10 protein-coding genes, 1 tRNA gene and 1 pseudogene are annotated in these 14,362 nt (G+C 61.6%); 3 read left to right on the forward strand and 9 right to left on the reverse strand.

All coding sequences use genetic code 11. The features are described from left to right. Positions 1-108: pseudogene (locus CXK96_RS21010) on the forward strand (IS110 family transposase); the annotation flags it as partial. A gap of 101 nt (positions 109-209) precedes the next feature. On the opposite strand, the gene CXK96_RS16685 reads toward CXK96_RS21010, so the two are convergent. From CXK96_RS16685 to gabD, 4 genes are all read right to left on the reverse strand, one after another. After that, on the reverse strand, positions 210-1,352 hold the full coding sequence (locus CXK96_RS16685) for an acyl-CoA dehydrogenase family protein (RefSeq protein ID WP_102837566.1): 1,143 nt from the start codon (positions 1,350-1,352) through the stop codon (positions 210-212). A 12-nt stretch (positions 1,353-1,364) separates the two neighbouring features. Then, positions 1,365-2,561 carry an acyl-CoA dehydrogenase family protein gene (locus CXK96_RS16690; protein WP_102837567.1) on the reverse strand — a complete coding sequence of 399 codons (1,197 nt, stop codon included), beginning with the start codon at positions 2,559-2,561 and terminating at the stop codon, positions 1,365-1,367. Between the two features lie 43 nt (positions 2,562-2,604). Next, on the reverse strand, positions 2,605-4,710 hold the full coding sequence (locus tag CXK96_RS16695; protein WP_102837568.1) for a 3-hydroxyacyl-CoA dehydrogenase NAD-binding domain-containing protein: 2,106 nt from the start codon (positions 4,708-4,710) through the stop codon (positions 2,605-2,607). A gap of 439 nt (positions 4,711-5,149) precedes the next feature. Further along, positions 5,150-6,598, reverse strand: a complete 1,449-nt coding sequence (gene gabD / locus CXK96_RS16700; protein ID WP_102837569.1) for an NADP-dependent succinate-semialdehyde dehydrogenase — start codon at positions 6,596-6,598, stop codon at positions 5,150-5,152. Positions 6,599-6,928: 330 nt separating this feature from the next. Between gabD and CXK96_RS16705 the strand changes: the two genes are divergently transcribed. Further along, positions 6,929-7,005 (forward strand) — tRNA-Arg (locus CXK96_RS16705). Positions 7,006-7,645: 640 nt separating this feature from the next. Here the strand turns inward: CXK96_RS16705 and CXK96_RS16710 are convergent. The 4 genes from CXK96_RS16710 to CXK96_RS16725 form a co-directional block, all read right to left on the reverse strand. Continuing rightward, positions 7,646-9,382 carry an IlvD/Edd family dehydratase gene (locus tag CXK96_RS16710; RefSeq protein WP_102837570.1) on the reverse strand — a complete coding sequence of 579 codons (1,737 nt, stop codon included), beginning with the start codon at positions 9,380-9,382 and terminating at the stop codon, positions 7,646-7,648. Positions 9,383-9,444: 62 nt separating this feature from the next. After that, positions 9,445-10,746 (reverse strand): TRAP transporter large permease, encoded by a 1,302-nt coding sequence (locus tag CXK96_RS16715; RefSeq protein WP_102837571.1) that lies wholly within the window; start codon positions 10,744-10,746, stop codon positions 9,445-9,447. After that, a complete protein-coding gene (locus CXK96_RS16720; protein ID WP_256061668.1) occupies positions 10,743-11,315 on the reverse strand; it encodes a TRAP transporter small permease subunit in 573 nt (190 codons plus the stop codon). The genes CXK96_RS16715 and CXK96_RS16720 overlap by 4 nt, the downstream gene beginning before the upstream one ends. 78 nt (positions 11,316-11,393) lie before the next feature. Next, positions 11,394-12,413, reverse strand: a complete 1,020-nt coding sequence (locus CXK96_RS16725; RefSeq protein ID WP_102837572.1) for a TRAP transporter substrate-binding protein — start codon at positions 12,411-12,413, stop codon at positions 11,394-11,396. A 153-nt stretch (positions 12,414-12,566) separates the two neighbouring features. Between CXK96_RS16725 and CXK96_RS16730 the strand changes: the two genes are divergently transcribed. Then, entirely contained in the window at positions 12,567-13,550 is a 984-nt protein-coding gene (locus tag CXK96_RS16730; protein WP_180981543.1) for a LysR family transcriptional regulator, read from the forward strand. Here the strand turns inward: CXK96_RS16730 and CXK96_RS16735 are convergent. After that, entirely contained in the window at positions 13,532-14,320 is a 789-nt protein-coding gene (locus tag CXK96_RS16735) for an SDR family oxidoreductase (protein ID WP_102837573.1), read from the reverse strand. The two genes, CXK96_RS16730 and CXK96_RS16735, sit on opposite strands and share 19 nt — an antisense overlap. Between the last annotated feature and the right edge of the window lie 42 nt (positions 14,321-14,362).

Raw genomic sequence — 14,362 nt, forward strand, 5'->3', positions numbered from 1 at the left:
TCCGGAAAACAAATCGTCTGTGCAGCGATGCGCAAGCTGCTGCACATCGCCTATGGGGTACTTAAATCGGGCCAGCGTTTCGACCCTCAACTGGCCCTTGCTCGGTAATGGGGAAGACGGTATCTACCGGGTGCCGTTCCTTACCAACGTTTGCTCTGACAAAAAAACCCGCTCTTGAGAGCGGGTTCTGCTGTCACGCGGTCAGCCGATTACGCCACCTGCATCAGCTTGGCGTAAGCCTTCAGATGATGGTCATCGTCACCGAACTGGTGGGCGATCATCACCAGGCGCTTGGCGTGGTGGGCGAGGTTGTATTCCCAGGTCATGCCGATGCCGCCGTGCAGCTGGATCGCCTCTTCGGCCACCTTGCGTGCGGCGCGGGCGCAGATGTATTTGGCGGCGGCGATGATGCGGCGGCGGTCGTCGTTGTCTTCACCATCGGCAAAGGTCGCGGCGAGGATCGCCATGCTGGTGGCCTGTTCCAGCTCGGTCTGCATGTCGACCATGCGGTGCTGCAGCACCTGGAACTTGCCGATCGGCACACCGAACTGCTTGCGCGTCTTCAGGTAGTCGAGGGTCAGCTTGCAGGCCTCGTCCATGCTGCCCAGCGCGTCGGCACACTGCGCGGCGATGGCGCGGCCCTGCTGGTAGCGCAGCGCTGAAAGAGCGTTGCCGACTTCGCCGAGCAGCGCGTCGGCGCCGACCTGCACGTTGTCGAGGAACAGCTCGCAGCCCTTGCGCCCGTCGATGGTCGGGTACACGCGACGGCTGACGCCCTGAGCAGTCGGATCAACCAGGAACAGGCTGATGCCGGCCTCGTCACGGCTATCGCCTGCCGTGCGCGCTGAGACGATGATCTTACCGGCGCTGTGGCCGCCGATGACCACGGCCTTGCGCCCGGACAGGCGATAACCGCCGTCGGCCGACTCGGCCTTGGTCTGCACGTCGTTGAGGTTGTAGTGGCTCTGCGGCTCGTCGAGCGCCACCGCCAACTGCAGTGATCCGGCCGCCACCTGCGGCAGCAGCTCCTCCTTCTGCGCGTCACTGCCCAAATGGGTGAGCAGTCCGCCACCGAAGATCACCGATTGCAGGTAGGGCTCCAAGGTCAGGCCGCGACCCAGTTCGGTCATCACCAGCATGGTTTCCACGCCGCCGCCGCCAAAGCCGCCGATCTCCTCGGCAAACGGCACGGCAGTCAGGCCCAGCTCGCCCAGCTGCGCCCAGAACTCGGCGGAGAAGCCCAGTTCCGACTCGCTGAATTTCTCGCGCTGCTCGAACGGATAAGCGTCGCGCACCAGGCGCGCCGCGGTGTCTTGCAGCATTTGCTGCTCTTCAGTCAGTTTGAAGTCCATTGCGGTGCCCCCTTACAGCTCGAGAATCATCTTCGAGACGATGTTCTTCTGGATTTCGTTGGAGCCGCCAAAGATCGACAGCTTGCGCATGTTGAAGTAGTCGCCGGCCAGCGATGCGCTGTAGTCGGCGTGTAGCAGTTCGCCGTCGTAGTCCAGCTGCAGCTCTTCCTCGAGGAATGGCAGCGCGTAAGGCCCGATAACCTTGCGCAGCAGGCTGGTGATGGCCTGGCGGATCTCGGTGCCTTTGACCTTGAGGATCGAAGATTCCGCGCCGGGCACGCCACCCTCCTTCGCTGCGGCGAGGATGCGCAGGGTGCTCATTTCGATGGCCATCAGCTGCATCTCCACTTCCGCGACCTGGGCGCGAAATAGCGGATCATCGAGCATCGGCTTGCCGTCGCAGACTTCCTTCATGGCGATGCGTTTGAGGTGTGCCAGTGCTGCCTTTGAGGCGCCGATGCCGGCCAGGCCGGTGCGCTCGTGGGTCAGCAGGTACTTGGCGCAGGTCCAGCCCTGGTTTTCCTCGCCGACGAGGTTTTCCACCGGCACGCGGACGTTGTCGAAGAAGACTTCGTTGACCTCGTGATCGCCGTCGAGGGTGATGATCGGCCGCACGCTGATGCCCGGCGTGCTCATGTCGATCAACAGGAAGCTGATGCCGCGCTGCTGCTGGGCTTCAGGATCGGTGCGCACCAGGCAGAAGATCATGTTGGCGTGCTGGCCGAGGGTGGTCCAGGTCTTCTGGCCATTGACCACGTAATGGTCGCCGTCACGCACGGCACGGGTCTTCAAGCTCGCCAGGTCGGAGCCGGCGCCCGGTTCGGAGTAGCCCTGGCACCACCAGTCTTCACCGGACAGGATGCGTGGCAGGTAATGATCCTTCTGCTGCTGGCTGCCGAACTTGATGATCACCGGCGCGACCATGTTGACGCCGAAGGGCACGGTGCGCGGCGCGCCGAACTGAGCGCACTCCTCGTCGAAGATATGCTTCTCGACCGGGCCCCAGGTGGTGCCGCCCAGCTCAACGGGCCAGCCCGGCGCGTACCAGCCGCGCTTGACCAGAATCTGCTGCCAGCGCTCGTGGTCTTCTTTGGACATATGCTTGCCGAGCTTGACCTTGGCGGCGATGTCCGCCGGCAGCTCGTTTGTCAGGAAGGCGCGCACTTCATCGCGGAAGGCGAGCTCTTCGGCCGTGTAATTCACGTTCATGGGAAGGTCCTCATGGTGCGTTCGGATTGCAGGCGGGCGGCGTTCATTGCCCAGCCTGCCATTCGGTGAAGGTGCGGCCTTCGGCGGCCAGTTTTTCCAGCAGCGGCGCTGGCTTCCACCAGTCGCCACAACGTGCGTGCAGTTCCTTGACCCGTGCCAGCACCTTGTCCAGGCCGACGCTGTCGGCATAGAACATCGGGCCACCACGGAAGGCCGGGAAGCCGTAGCCGTTCAGGTAGATAATGTCGATGTCGCTGGAGCGCTGCGCGATGCCTTCTTCGAGGATCTTCGCGCCCTCGTTGACCAGCGCATAAATGGTTCGCTCGATGATGTATTGCTCATCCAGCTCGCGGCGCTCGATGCCCTTTTCCCGCGAAGCTGCTTCGAGCATAGGCGCCAGCTTGGGATTCTCCAGCGGCGTGCGGTTGCCCGGCTCGTAGCGGTAATAGCCGGAACCGGTCTTCTGCCCGAGCATGCCGGCAGCGCAGAGCTTGTCGGAAACGGCGGGGAAATCCAAGTGCGCCGGCAGTGTCGCGCGCTGGCGCTTGCGAATCGCCTGGCCGATGTCGAGGCCGGACAGATCACGCATGGCGAACGGCCCCATGGCCATGCCGAAGTTACGCAGCGCGCCATCGACCTGCCCTGGCGTGGCGCCCTCTTCCAGCAGGAATTCCGCCTCGCGGCCGTACTGGAAGACCATGCGGTTGCCGACGAAACCGTCGCAGACACCGACCACCACCGAGACCTTTTTCAGCTTCTTGCCGATGGCCATTGAAGTGGCGAGCACCTCATGGCTGGTCTTCTCGCCGCGCACCACTTCCAGCAGGCGCATGACGTTGGCCGGGCTGAAGAAGTGCAGGCCGACCACATCTTCCGGACGTTTGGTGAAGGCGGCGACGGCGTTCAGGTCCAGTGATGACGTGTTCGAAGCGAGAATCGCACCGGGCTTGCACACCGCATCCAGCTGTTCGAACACCTGCTGCTTGACGCCCATCTCCTCGAATACCGCCTCGACCACCACGTCGACGTCTGCCAAGGCCGCGTATTCGGTGACGCCTTCGACCAGCTTGAGGCGCTTTTCCATCGCTTCCTCGGTGAGGCTGCCGCGCTTGACGCTGGCCGCGTAAGTGTCACGGGCGCGCTGCAGACCGCGCTGCAGCGCGTCTTCGTTGATCTCCAGCAGCTTCACCGGCACCCCGGCGTTGGCGAAGCACAGGGCAATACCAACGCCCATGGTGCCGCCGCCGATCACCGCGGCGGTGTTGATCGCACGCGGTTTCACATCGGCTGGCAGATCGTTGATCTTGCCGGCCTGGCGCTCGGCAAAGAAGGAATGGATGAGCGCACCACGCTGTGGCGAATTCAGGCATTCGACAAAGAGCTCCCGCTCGCGCTTGAGGCCTTCGGCCAGTGGCAGCTGGGTCGCTGCCTCGACAGCAGCGATGCAACGCAGCGGCGAGAACAGCCCGGGCATGCGCTTGGCGACCTCGGCGTGCTTGGCACGGATCAGCGCCTCGTTGTCGGCGCCTTCCAGACCGAAGGTTTGCTCGCCGCTGCGACGCGGCCCGCGGTCGGCATTGAGCAGACGGCGCGCAAAGCTGATACCCGCCTTGGTCATTTCGTCGTCGAACAGCTCATCAACGATGTTGTGCTCGACGGCCTCGGCTGCGCCGATGGGCGCGCCGCTGACGATCATGTCCAGCGCCTTCTCGACACCTGCCAGACGTGGCAGTCGCTGTGTTCCGCCTGCACCGGGCAAGAGGCCCAGCTTCACTTCCGGCAGACCGACCTTGGCGTCCTTGCGGGCGATGCGGTAATGACAGCCCAACGCGACTTCCAACCCACCACCCAGCGCGGTGCCATGGATAACGGCGACGCTCGGCTTGCTGCAGCCTTCGATGACCTCGATCACTTCCGGCAGGCTCGGCGCCTGCGGCGGCTTGCCAAACTCCTTGATGTCGGCCCCGGCAATAAAGGTATTACCGTCGCAGACCAGCACCACGGCGCGCACTTGCGTGTCCGCCTCGGCGTTCTGAAAGGCCTGCAGCAAGCCTTCGCGCACGGCATGCCCGAGCGCATTGACCGGTGGGTTGTTGACCGTGATCAGAGCGATCTCGCCCTGAGTTTCGAGCCGTACGGCATCCGTCATGGCTGGCCTCCGCTTGTGAAATGAATGATTGGAATTGTTATTTCACGGAATCATGTTTCGCACAGCAGAATAGTCGAGTCATTTCCGCATGTCGAGAGACTGGCAATAATCGCTTCGACTGGCAACCGCCATAACCGCGACAGCGCTCGAAACATAAGTGAGATCTGGGGCGACGCCCATTGGAGAAAATGCAACGAGATGGGATGGGAGGTGGGAGCGGCTCACCACTGGGGCGGCAGAGAACAGAGAGCGGTAAATGAGCGTCGCCGCGACGAGTCGCTTGCGCGATGCACTCGGTACTTCCTGACGACCGGCCGCTCCGGGCTGCTGGGCACTCGGTTCCGGCAGGGCATAAGAGGTAACGGCCCAGTAATCAGCCGCAGCAACCGCAAACCCCAGGGGGTGAATACCATCCCCCCCAGGCGGCTGAACTGAGGCCTTACAGCCCCAGGCAGAGGTATTTGATTTCCAGATAGTCATCCATGCCGTATTTCGACCCCTCACGGCCCAGACCGGACGACTTCACGCCGCCGAAGGGTGCCACTTCGGTCGAGATCATTCCGGTGTTGATGCCGATCATCCCTGACTCGATGGCTTCGGCCACACGGAACACCCGACCCAGATCGCGGGCGTAGAAATAGGCCGCCAGCCCAAACTCGGTGTCGTTGGCCAGGGCGATACCCTCGGCCTCGTCTTCGAAACGGAACAACGGCGCCAGCGGCCCGAAGGTTTCCTCTTTCGCCACCTTGGCGTTGTGCGGCACGTTGACCATCAGCGTGGGCTCGAAATAGCTGCCGCCCATCTGGTGCGCCTTACCGCCGGTGAGTACCTGTGCACCATTGGCGACGGCGTCCTCGATGTGCTCTCTGACCTTGGCCGCGGCGCGGTCGTCGATCAGCGGGCCGATGTCGGTGCCTTCGTCGAGTCCGTTGCCAACCTTCAGTTTTTCGACCGCAGCCTGGAATTTCTTTGCGAACTCGTCGTACACGCCGTTCTGTACATAGATGCGGTTGACGCAGACGCAGGTCTGGCCGGCGTTGCGGTACTTGGACTGCATGGCGCCTTTGACGGCCTCGTCGAGGTCCGCGTCATCGAATACCAGGAACGGCGCGTTGCCGCCCAGCTCCAGCGACACCTTCTTGATGCCTGCGGCGCACTGCTCCATCAGCTTCGCGCCAACTTCGGTCGAGCCGGTGAAGCTGAGCTTGCGCACCGTCGGGTTTGCGGTCAGCTCGTTGCCGATGTCACCCGCCGAACCGGTGACGACGCTGAACACACCTTTCGGGATACCCGCACGCTCCGCCAGCTCAGCCAGCGCCAGCGCGGAAAAAGGCGTCTGGCTCGCCGGCTTGAGCACCATGGTGCAACCCGCAGCCAGCGCTGGGCCGGCCTTGCGGGTGATCATCGCCGCCGGGAAGTTCCACGGGGTAATGGCCGCCGTGACGCCAATCGGCTGCTTGATGACGATGATGCGCTTGTCTTTCTGATGGCCCGGGATGGTGTCGCCATAGACTCGCTTGGCTTCTTCGGCGAACCATTCGATAAAGGAAGCGGCATAGGCGATCTCGCCCTTGGACTCGGCCAGCGGCTTGCCCTGCTCCAGCGTCATCAGCCTACCCAGATCGTCCTGGTTCTCCATCATCAGCTCGAACCAGCGGCGTAGCTTTTGCGAGCGCTCCTTGGCGGTCAGATCACGCCAGGCTGGCAGTGCACGCTCGGCGGCTTCGATGGCGCGACGGGTTTCCGCAGCGCCCATTTTCGGCACGCTGCCCAGGATCTCGTTGCTGGCCGGGTTGTTGACCTTGATGGTCTGGCCGCTGTCCGCGTCCTGCCAGGCGCCGTCGATATAAGCCTGCTGGCGGAACAGCTTGGTGTCTTTGAGTTGCATGGCAGTCTCCTGAGAGCCGGCAGGGTGCCGGGTATTGGACCGAGGCCATCTGGCCGATTGGAAAGGCGGTTGGCAGTGGAACTGCTCGAGTAAGTCAGAGCAAGGGACAGCCCCAGGGTTCCTGCCGTGAGCTGAAGCGTTTGAGATATCGAACGCATGCTAGGCCTGCTGGCCTGCCTCGGGCAACAGCCTGTTCGGAAAAATTAACGCACCATAACCAGACCTGATGACGCCGCGATCGGCTATCAGAACAATAGCGCCGCGCGCTGAGCAGCTGCCGAAGCGCCATGGACGACCGCAGACGAGATGCGTATGATTGCGCCCCGCAACGCACCAGTAGCTCAGCTGGATAGAGTACTGCCCTCCGAAGGCAGGGGTCGTGGGTTCGAATCCCGCCTGGTGCGCCATATCAAACAAGGGCTTAGGTGCAAACCTAGGCCCTTCTGTTTTTCATGTGTCCAACATGTGTCCATCCAAATTGGCACTCGGAATGTAGCGACACCATTTTGACCACTGCCCTTATCAGGAGGGCATCAATGGCTTTTATGAGCGGTAACGCGCAAGACGTTATTCAGCCTGTGCTAACGCCAGTGCTGAAAATTTTGTCGGCTCCGAGATTTGGAAGTGAGCATGGAAAAACCTCCGGACCCGACGCAGCCATCATACTGCCGAGAGACCTGGTCGCCTGGGAACAGCGTGGTTTCGGACAGCAAGTGAATGCATTGCTCATTTTCCACCACGAGCAACCGTGCACCGGGAATTGGGGTTTCGGCCAGGTTCTGAAGTCGTGATCCTGAGCTGATTGAATGGCAGCAACTCAGAGCCTCAGCCCCAAGTCTGATTTGTCGCTAACCTTCCGATGTATCTTTTCGCCGACGTTCTGCTGCTAGCCCGAAAGAGACAGCTCACAACCGGCAGCTATCGGCCCAAAATCCGTCGCTGGTGAACGTTTAGGGCGACCAGTTCGTTAATAGCCCGGCGTAAGCGCGAGCTCGGATATCTGACTCGCAACCGAGGTTCGAAATCTTCGCCAGAGGGCGCCGCAAATCAATGTGAATGACGCGGCACTTTGGAGCCACGGCAACCGACCAGAAAATCGAAGTCGCAGCCTTCATCCGCCTGGAGAACATGCTCGACGAACAGCCGCCGGTAGCCACCATCCCACAGCAGACCCTGCGGGGCTTGCCAGGCCCCCAGGCGCTCCTGCAGCTCGGCGTCCGGGATGTCCAGATGCAGCCGCCCCGCATAACAGTCCAGCTCGATGAAATCCCCGTTACGCACTACCGCCAACGGTCCCCCCGCGGCGGCTTCCGGCGCAACATGCAGCACCACCGTGCCGTAAGCCGTGCCGCTCATACGGGCATCGGAGATCCGCACCATGTCGGTGATTCCCTTGGCCAGCACCTTGGGCGGCAGGCCCATGTTGCCGACTTCCGCCATTCCCGGATAACCCTTGGGGCCACAGTTCTTCATGACCAGCACACAGGTTTCGTCGACGTCCAGATCAGGGTCGGCAATGCGTGCCTTGTAGTCATCGAAGTCTTCGAACACCACCGCGCGGCCACGATGCTTCATCAGCGCCGGCGTTGCTGCCGATGGTTTCAGCACCGCGCCGCTGGGTGCCAGGTTGCCACGCAATACGCAGATGCCACCGTCTTCGCGCAGTGGGTTGTCCAGCGCGCGGATGACCTCGTCCTCTCCGTAAATCGGTGCCTGGGCGCAGTTATCCCACAGCGACTTACCGTTGACTGTCAACGCATCGGGATTCGGCAGCAGTTGGTTCTCCCCCAGACGACGGATCACCGCAGGCAATCCGCCCGCGTAGTAGAACTCCTCCATAAGGAAGCGCCCCGACGGCTGCAGGTCGACAATGGTCGGCATGCCCCGGCCAATACGCGTCCAGTCATCCAGTTCGAGTTCGACCCCAATCCGCCCGGCGATCGCCTTGAGGTGAATCACCGCATTGGTCGAGCCGCCAATCGCGGCATTGACCCGGATGGCGTTTTCGAATGCCTGCTTGGTCAGTACTTTGGACAACCGCAGGTCTTGCTCGACCATCTCGACGATGCGCATGCCGGACAGGTGCGCCAGTACGTAACGGCGCGAGTCCACCGCCGGGATCGCCGCGTTGTGCGGCAATGAAGTACCCAGCGCTTCGGCCATGCAGGCCATGGTCGAGGCGGTCCCCATGGTGTTGCAGGTACCTGCCGAACGCGACATCCCAGCTTCGGCAGAGAGGAATTCATTGAGGTCGATCTGCCCGGCCTTGTACTGCTCGTGCATCTGCCAGACGATAGTGCCCGCGCCGATATCACGGCCTTTGTGTTTACCGTTGAGCATCGGCCCGCCCGTGACAACGATGGCCGGCACGTCACAGCTGGCCGCGCCCATCAGCAGTGCCGGGGTGGTTTTGTCGCAGCCGGTGAGCAGCACCACCGCATCAATAGGGTTGCCACGGATCGACTCTTCCACATCCATGCTGGCCAGGTTGCGCGTCAGCATGGCGGTCGGGCGCAGGTTCGATTCACCATTGGAGAAGACCGGAAATTCGACCGGGTAACCGCCCGCCTCCAGCACACCTTTTTTTACGTGCTCGGCGATCTTGCGAAAATGCGCGTTGCAAGGCGTCAGCTCCGACCATGTGTTGCAGATGCCGATGATCGGCTTCCCCTGGAACTCGTGATCTGGGATGCCCTGGTTCTTCATCCAGCTGCGGTACATGAAACCGTTCTTGTCGGTGGTGCCGAACCATTGAGCGGAGCGCAGGGGGCGTTTGTCAGTCATTGAGATACACCTGTTTTCGTCGGCCAGCCCACCGGGCCCGCCAGGTTAACGTTCGGGTAGGGTTACAGCAGCCAGGTCGAAATGGCCGGGAAGTACAGCAACAGGCCGAGTACCGCGATCTGGATGACGATGAAGGGCACCATCGAGCGGAAGATGTCGGTCAGCGTGATATCGGGTGGCGCCACACTCTTGAGGTAGAAGGCAGCAGGGCCGAACGGGGGTGAGATGTAGGACACCTGCATGCTCACCGCGAAAAGAATGCCGAACCACACCGGGTCGTAGCCAAGCTCGACGACGATGGGCACGAAAATCGGCAGGCAGAGCATGGCGATGCCGATCCAGTCGAGGAACATGCCCAGCAGCAGGAAGATCAGCATCATCACCAGCACGATGACGAAGGGCGCGACGTCCAGACCGGTAATCGCCGCCGAGACGAAACGGTTGCCGCCCATGAGGTTGTATACGCCAACCAGACAGGCAGCGCCGATCCCGATCCAGACAATCATCCCGCAGGTTTCCAGCGTCTGGGTCAGGCTTTCCTGAAGCAGCTTGACGCTGAACTCACCGCGCACCAGGACCGCCAGCAGCACGCCCAGCGCGCCCATGGCAGCCGCCTCGGTGACCGACGCGATACCACCGTAGATGCTGCCGAGTACCAGGCCGGCAATGGCGATCGGAAAGAACATGCCCTTGAACGCTTCGCCGAGCTTCAGTCGCGGCACGCTGGCGTCCTTCTCCTGATGTGCGCCGCCCATGTGCGGATAACGCATGCACATCACCACTACGTAGAGCATGTAGCTGCCCATCAGCAGCGCTGCGGGAACAATGGCTGCCTTGAACAGATCAGCGATGGAGACACTGGCGATCAGGCCGTAGATGATCAGCACGATCGAGGGCGGCACCATGGTGCCCAGCGACCCACCGGCACAGACCACGCCGATGGCAATACGCTTGTCGTAGCCCAGGCGCAGCATCTGCGGCAACGCCAGCACACCAAGCAGGACGATTTCGCCACCGATGATTCCGGAGATAGCGGCGAGAAAGAACGCCACGACTATGGTCTGTACCGCGACCCCGCCCGGCAGCCGTCCGGCGAAGAAGCGCATGGAGTTGAACAGGTCCCGCGCCAGTCCCGATCGGTCCAGCAGACCCGCCATGAAGACGAACATTGGCACCGCCACCAGCGAATATTCGGTGATGAAGCCGAACATGCGGCTGGCCACCAGGGGCACGGCCACCGGACCGAACCAGCCAAAGGTGAAACCAGCGGCGACCAGGCCAGTGACGAAGGCCAGCGGTAGGCCCAGCACCAGCAAAGCGAAGATCGCGAAAATCATCAGGTAGGTTGCGATCTCGATACTCATTTCGTGGCATCCGTATCAAGACGCGCACGCCGGTGAGTCGCAATCCGCACCACCTGCTGCACGCACATCATCGCGATGGAGACCAATATAACGATCTTGGTGAATGCCGGAAGCGGCTGATTCCAGGACGACCCCGAGGTTTCCAGGCGCCAGCTGCCGTCGGGCGCGTGAGTCGCGTTGTAAGCCAGCACCCAGGCGGCATAGCCGATCGCCAGGCAGAACAGGACGCCCAGCACCAGGTTCAACAGCTCGAGCCAACTGCGCTTCCGCGGCGAGAGACGGTCGAGCAGGATGCGAATCTGAATGTGCCGGTTAGTGGCCAATGCGTAGGGGCCGCCCAGTGCAAAGATGGCGGCGACCAGGAAGGTCGTGGTTTCGTGCGCCCACTCGGTAGGTGCGTTAAAGCCGTAACGCATGATCACTTCGTACACACTGACCAGCATGGCAATGAAGGTCAGCCAGGCAATAACTTGGCCGCCGCGCTGAATGCCGCGGTCGAGCCAACCGTGGCCCGGTTCGGGAGCGCAGGCATCCAGATGATCGTCGGACGAAGATTGATTTTTTTTCACAGCGAGACTCCTCGCACCTTCCGGCCGCAGCCGGAAAGTCGGTGTTCATCGTTGATTAAGTGGCCGCCGTGGGGCAGCTCAGAGCATGCCCTTGTCCTGCAAGTAGGCCTGGATCGAATCCACCGCCTCCTTGGCCTGAGGGCTGCGCTCACGCCAACGCGCCCACTCTTCGCGAGCGGACTGGCGGAACTTCTTCAGCTCCTCGTCGGAAAGCGACGTCAGAGTCACGTCGCCCTTCTGCTTGGCCAGCGCCACCTGCTCTTCATCTTTTTTCTGCAGATCGCTGACCAACTGCTCGGTGAAGGCATCGACGGAGTCTTCGAGAATTTTCTGCTGTTCGGGCGACAGGTCGTCCCATAGCGCCTTGTTTACCGAAATGTCCTTCATTGGCATCGAATGAAAGCCGGGGTATACAGCGAACGGCGCGTACTTGTGATAGCCCTGCTGGTAGTTGGTGGAGAACACCGTGTAATCGGCCGCGTCGATCACGCCTTTTTCCAGACCGGTATACACCTCGGAAGTCGGCAGATTCACGGGTGCCGCACCGACGAGCTTGAAGATGTTCGAAACCATGCCTTCCGGCGCGCGCACCTTCAGCCCTTTGAAGTCATCGAGGGTCTCGATCTTGCGCTTGCTGATCAGCGATTCGGCGCCGACAGCGCCGGCACGGATGAGATGGACGTTGTACGGCTCGACCAGACGGTTGTAGCCCGCCTCCCCGCCCGCGTTGCGCATGTAGTCGAGGAACGGCGCTGGGCCGTTCCAGGCGCCGACCATGTTCCCGTACACCGCGAAGGCCGGGTTCTTTCCAGAGAAGTAACCAGGATCGGTAATGTGGCCCTGAATGATGCCTGCACCCACGGCATCCAATGTCTCGTTGTTGCCAACGATGGTGCCGGTCGGGAGCACCTCGACCGTGATTTCGCCGTTGGTCTTTTCACCGACGCTCTTGGCCCACTCCTGCGCGATGCGGTATTCGTCGTCGCCGGCATTGACGTTGATCTGGAATTTCCATTCCTGCTTGGCAAACGCGTTGCTCGAAGCAAGAACCAGGGCCGCCGCAAGGCTGAATCCGACACGCTGACACTTTGATTGCATAGCTGCCACTCCATTATTTTTGTTAGGCATTATCAGTTCGCGGCTCAAGCGCTTCGCACACGGCCTGGCCCGCTGTTGAAAAGAATAAACAGCGCAGCCATCATCAACAAATACAAAATAAGTCCGCTCCGATAATAAAACGGATATACCTCAATGAAGCCGATCAACAGCAACTGGTTCGTTCGCGCCCGCCTGAAAAATCGCCATATCCCGCTGCTGGTCGCGCTGGGCGACACTGGCAACCTCAACCGTGCGGCCGAAGGCCTGGGTATCTCCCAGCCCGCCATTTCCAAACTGTTGAAAGAGCTGGAAGACGGCCTCGGTGTCGCGCTGTTCGACCGACACGCACGAGGCGTTGTCCCGACGATCTATGGCGAAACCATGATCCGACAGGCCAGACGCCTGCAAAGCACTCTGGACAATGCCTACAGTGAAGTGGATGCCCTCCGCCAAGGGCAGCAGGGCCACGTGCGCATCGGTACGATCCTCACGCCCTGTGCCGACTTGCTGCCCGAAGTGGTGAGCCGCGCCAAGCGACGCTTTCCGAATCTGGAAATGACCATCCGTACCGGGTCGAGCCGTGACCTGATGGCGATCCTCGACGATGGGGAACTGGATTTTCTCGTTGCGCGCTTTTTCGCCAACAGCCAGCAGCACGATCTGCACTTCGAACCCCTTGCAAAGGAGCCGCTGCGTATCTGCGGTCGTACAGGCCTCGTCAACGGCGCGTTGTCTCGTGCGCAGATGAACGCAGCGGACTGGGTGCTGCCGCCGACCGGGAGCGTCCTGCGGCAGGAGTTCGACGCGCTATTCCAGCGCGTCGGCATGCGACCGCCGACCAAAGTGGTCAACGCAGAAAACCTGCTGATGGTCACGACACTGGTGGAAAAGAACGACATGCTGACCGTACTGCCGCGCGATGTGCTGGCGCACTACGCGCGTTACGGCATGCTCGTCGAGATCGAAGTCGACAGCAGCATCGACATCGACCTGAATCAGGGTCTGATGGCATTTGGCATTATCACCAAGGATCAGCGGTTGCTCTCACCGGCCGCGCACAACGTGCTGGAGCTTTTACGCGACGTCGCGCGGCAGATCATCCCCGCTCCTGTCGCGTATCAGAACGCGCCCGGATAGGCACCACCATCGAGCAAAAGGTTCTGTCCAGTGAGGTAACCCGCGTGCGCGCTGCAAATGAACGCACAGAACGCACCGAATTCGTCTGCGCTGCCAAAGCGGCGCGCGGGAATTCCCTGCCGACGCGCGTCGGCGACGTCGTCCAGCGACCTGCCACTGGCCTTCGCGCCGGCATCGAGTGTCTTCTGTAGGCGCTCGGTTGAGAATGCTCCGGGCAGCAAATTGTTGATGGTTACGTTATTGCCGGCCAGTTGTGGCTGCCGCGCCAGGCCGGCAACGAACCCCGTCAGCCCGCTACGCGCGCCGTTGGACAGTCCGAGGATATCGATCGGTGCCTTTACCGCGCCGGAGGTGATGTTGACGATGCGGCCGAAACCACGGGCGGCCATGTCGTCGACGCAGGCTTTGATCAGCTCAATCGGCGTGAGCATGTTGGCGTCGATGGCTGCGAGCCAGTCGTCCCGATTCCAGTTGCGGAAATCGCCAGGCGGCGGGCCGCCCGCGTTATTGATCAGAATGTCGACCTGTGGGCACGCCGCCAATGCCGCGTGCTGCACATCAGCACGCGTTATGTCGCCCGCCACGGTGCGCACCTCTACTGCAGGGTTCAATGCGCGCAATTCGCTGGCCGTAGATTCCAGTGCGTCGCGCCTGCGCGCATTAAGCACCACATTCACGCCCTCTCCAACCAACGCTGCGGCGCAACCACGGCCCAACCCCTTGCTGGCCGCGCACACCAGTGCCCAACGTCCTGAAATGCCAAGATCCATCGTTTTCTCCTCGATATATGCAGTTTGGCGGGCTGCTCCACG

It is taken from the genome of Stutzerimonas stutzeri (genome assembly GCF_002890895.1).
Taxonomy (GTDB): Bacteria; Pseudomonadota; Gammaproteobacteria; order Pseudomonadales; family Pseudomonadaceae; genus Stutzerimonas; species Stutzerimonas stutzeri_AB.

Bases quoted from the DNA above. Each gene is read 5' to 3' on its own strand.
- CXK96_RS16690 (WP_102837567.1), bottom strand. From the start codon at position 2,561: ATGAACGTGAATTACACGGCCGAAGAGCTCGCCTTCCGCGATGAAGTG.
- CXK96_RS16685 (WP_102837566.1), bottom strand. From the start codon at position 1,352: ATGGACTTCAAACTGACTGAAGAGCAGCAAATGCTGCAAGACACCGCG.
- CXK96_RS16715 (WP_102837571.1), bottom strand. From the start codon at position 10,746: ATGAGTATCGAGATCGCAACCTACCTGATGATTTTCGCGATCTTCGCT.
- CXK96_RS16730 (WP_180981543.1), top strand. From the start codon at position 12,567: ATGAAGCCGATCAACAGCAACTGGTTCGTTCGCGCCCGCCTGAAAAAT.
- CXK96_RS16735 (WP_102837573.1), bottom strand. From the start codon at position 14,320: ATGGATCTTGGCATTTCAGGACGTTGGGCACTGGTGTGCGCGGCCAGC.
- CXK96_RS16695 (WP_102837568.1), bottom strand. From the start codon at position 4,710: ATGACGGATGCCGTACGGCTCGAAACTCAGGGCGAGATCGCTCTGATC.
- gabD (WP_102837569.1), bottom strand. From the start codon at position 6,598: ATGCAACTCAAAGACACCAAGCTGTTCCGCCAGCAGGCTTATATCGAC.
- CXK96_RS16710 (WP_102837570.1), bottom strand. From the start codon at position 9,382: ATGACTGACAAACGCCCCCTGCGCTCCGCTCAATGGTTCGGCACCACC.
- CXK96_RS16725 (WP_102837572.1), bottom strand. From the start codon at position 12,413: ATGCAATCAAAGTGTCAGCGTGTCGGATTCAGCCTTGCGGCGGCCCTG.